This window comes from Mycobacterium innocens (assembly GCF_900566055.1).
GTDB lineage: Bacteria > Actinomycetota > Actinomycetes > Mycobacteriales > Mycobacteriaceae > Mycobacterium > Mycobacterium innocens.
This window is the reverse complement of sequence record NZ_UPHQ01000143.1, coordinates 1-3,068: the sequence shown is the minus strand read 5'-3', so window position 1 is coordinate 3,068 and position 3,068 is coordinate 1. Positions and strand designations below refer to the sequence as shown.

The 3,068-nt window shown below is 60.1% G+C and carries 2 protein-coding genes and 1 pseudogene; all 3 read left to right on the top strand.

Going from position 1 to position 3,068, the window contains the following annotated elements:
* The coding region (locus EET03_RS30275; protein ID WP_208649059.1) for a TNT domain-containing protein at positions 1-2,039 on the top strand (2,039 nt) is incomplete at its 5' end.
* Positions 2,036-2,572 carry a TNT antitoxin family protein gene (locus tag EET03_RS15065; RefSeq protein WP_099193558.1) on the top strand — a complete coding sequence of 179 codons (537 nt, stop codon included), beginning with the start codon at positions 2,036-2,038 and terminating at the stop codon, positions 2,570-2,572. The genes EET03_RS30275 and EET03_RS15065, both read left to right, overlap by 4 nt.
* Before the next feature lie 233 nt (positions 2,573-2,805).
* Positions 2,806-3,068: pseudogene (locus tag EET03_RS15060) on the top strand (hypothetical protein); the annotation flags it as partial.

Here is a 3,068-nt window from a genome sequence, read left to right as displayed (position 1 = left end):
AAGGGCCTCTGATCCAGCCGGTCTTGTCCGAGCTTGGCGCCACAATGGCAAGCCTGGGCAAGCAGTGTGAACGGTTGGCCGCCACCCTCGATAATTTCGCTGACGAGGTGGCCCACGCGCAAAACGCCATTCGCGACCTGTTGCACCGGTTGGGATCGGCGTCGGGCGTGTGGCATGAGGTGGTGTCGATCTTCGACGGCGACGCGCTGCAAGAGATCAAAGAGATCGCCGAGGACATCAAGGCCGTGCTGCACAACCTGGGTCGTGAAGCGCAGGCCAAGGAGCAGGCGATGCAGCGCGGCATGGGGATCGCTGATGGTTTGGTGCGCGGGATGCAGCGCTATGTGCGCGGTGAGCTGACGCATTTTCTGGGCACCGAAGTTGGCAATCCGCTGGCGACGGTTTTCGATTTCTTCAGCAACGTCACGGAGGGTGTCTACCAAGCGGCGTTCTCGACAGTGCATGGTATGGACCAGCTCAGCCCACGGCACTTTCTCACCGATCCCGAGGGTGCGGCGGCCGCTTGGGAGGGGCTGGATGTGACGGCGGTGCGTTCGCTTCCGGCTTATGCCCTGTTGGATCCGGACGGTGCGGCGCAGACCTGGAAGGGATTGCTGCACCTCGACGATTGGAGCCGGGATCGGCCGGGACTGGGGTTGGGAGAGAACGTCTTTGACGTTGGAACCTTGGCGCTTGGGGCTGGCGAGGTCAGGCGTTTTGGCACGGGCGGGCGTGCTGTGGAGGAAGGCGTCGCCGAGGAAGAAGGCAGCGGCGGTACGCGTGTCGGAGCGCCAGGTGGTAGCGGGCAGCTGGGTGAAATCACCCACACCGGCGACGCGCTGACCACCGAGCTAAAGGACCTCGGCGGGGATCTGCCCAAGACCGATCCGAAGACGAGCGGCGAACCCTCGGCCTTGCCGACAGGAGAGCCCCCGCGGGCACCAGTTGAGGCCACACGCCCTGCGGAATCCACCACAAAGAGCACGGCCACAGCCGAGCCGCCCGCGGCCCCAACGGGATCCACGACCTCTGGGCCGGCCGGCTTGCACGATCCGGCCACGCCTATCGGATCGCGTCCGACTCCGGCACCGGCTGCGGCGGGCGACCAGATGTTGTCGAGTAGTTCGCGCCTGACTGAACCCACGCCCGCCTCAGTGGCACCAGACGGAACGTCCATCAAGCCAGCACCCGCGGTTACTGCACCCGCATCCCAGGCGCCCCACGCAACAGCCCCGCGATTCACGGAATCAACTAGTCCGACTGAGCTAGCACGACCGGGTGGCGGTGGCCCGCACTGCGCTAGCGACGGCGTCTCATCCAACGGTCGACCGCCGGAGTCGTCGCGCCACGTCAGTGTGGGTGACGTGCCGGGTGACCGTGGCTCGCAAGAGCCGCCAATAGCCCCGAGCGACCCGTTGCATTCCCACGAGCCCTCTGGCCCGGGATGGCATCGGTTACCCGATAAAGCAACCGATCCGCACTATGGTGAGACGTTGTCCGATTCTTGGAATTTTCCTGATGACCCGGTCGATCCCAGCGGGATTAAGAAGACCGTTGCGCAGCTTATTACAGATCCTGAAGCGCCCTTCGGCCGCGATCCTCAAGGGCGCGCTTATACTGAACAGGAATACGTTCAACGCTTCAACAGACTGAGCCCCACCGGTGATTGGTGGATGAATTTCCCGGGAAATGATGGAGCGGTGCCGGGTACAAAGATCGCTTTTACCGATGCAGATCAATTGGCCAGGTTTTACGGTAGGCAATTCGACCGGATTGGGAACGTGGACGGGAAGTATCTGGCGATCATGGTAGACGGTGTGCCGGCGTCCTGGGAGGCGCGAGCACTGCATGTCAATAGCTTACGTGAGCCGTATAACGCATATGAATTCGATCATCTTCCGATCGGCTGGCATGTCGAAGTGTCAGAAGTAGCGCCTGGTGTGGGCCAACCGGGAGGGTCGATACAGGTCCGGATATTCGACAGTGAAGGTAGGGCGCTCAACGTGGAAGAACTACTTGACATTGGCGTATTGCGGTGAATGTCCACATAGAAATCTCCGCAAGGCTTGCGGAATGGGGAAATGTTGCTGGATATACACTGACGCCTGGATCCTGCAGTGAAGATGGACGCGCAATATTTTGGGCATCGTTGGGTGAAATCCGACTCTTTATTGGCTGGAATGACCGCGGCTGGTTTGTCGTCACGGACTCTGACCGTATGGGTCCGGAACACTTCATCTTGGCTGCCCCGTCGATGGATACTATTGAAAAGTACTTTTTTGGAAGGTTCTGTCCGGCTATTAGACGGAAGCGTGAATTGCCGCGTTTAAATATTCCGATTTTGAGGGAGCAGCTAGCCCCTAACTTCCGTATCGATATCCGGGACTTTGAAGGGGTTGATCGGCTGACTTTGATCTCTTCCGATGGTGCCGTGGTCGCTGTTAGCAGTTCTGATTCAGTGACTGGTACGGCGGAACTTGTCAAATTGTCATTCTTTTTGAATGCGTCAATTGATCAGATCGTCGCATCCTGCTTTGATCAGAATGGAAAGCCGTTGTTTCGGGTTCGATAGCCGAGCATTAGCTTGAGTTCTGCTGCCGCTGCGTCGTCATCGTGGTCTTGGATAGGGACGAAACGAAATTAGGCAAGTTTGGTGCTCGTTGGCCGCGCCGGATATTTCCGTCAAGCAGTCGTTTTACCCAGTAGGTGCTCGTCGACATCACGCCCCCAACCATCAAAACCCCAATGACAACACTTCGACAACATCCCTAGAAACCCGCCCATCGCCGTGTCAAAGTACCGCGCATGCCCGGCACTCGATGGCTGCAGCGCGCGGTCGTCGTCGGCGTGACCAGCCTGCTATTGATCACGCCCGCACCGGTGGCCGCCGACCCTCCGGATCAGACCTCGCCGACAGCACCGTGCGATGCCATCAGCCCCGTCGCCATTCCCTGCGTCGCGCTCAACAAGTTCGCCGACGCCGTCGCCGCGGAATGTCGCCGTGTCGGCATTCCGGACAAGCGATGCAGACTCCCGCTCGCCCATAAGGTCACCCAAGCCGCGCGCGA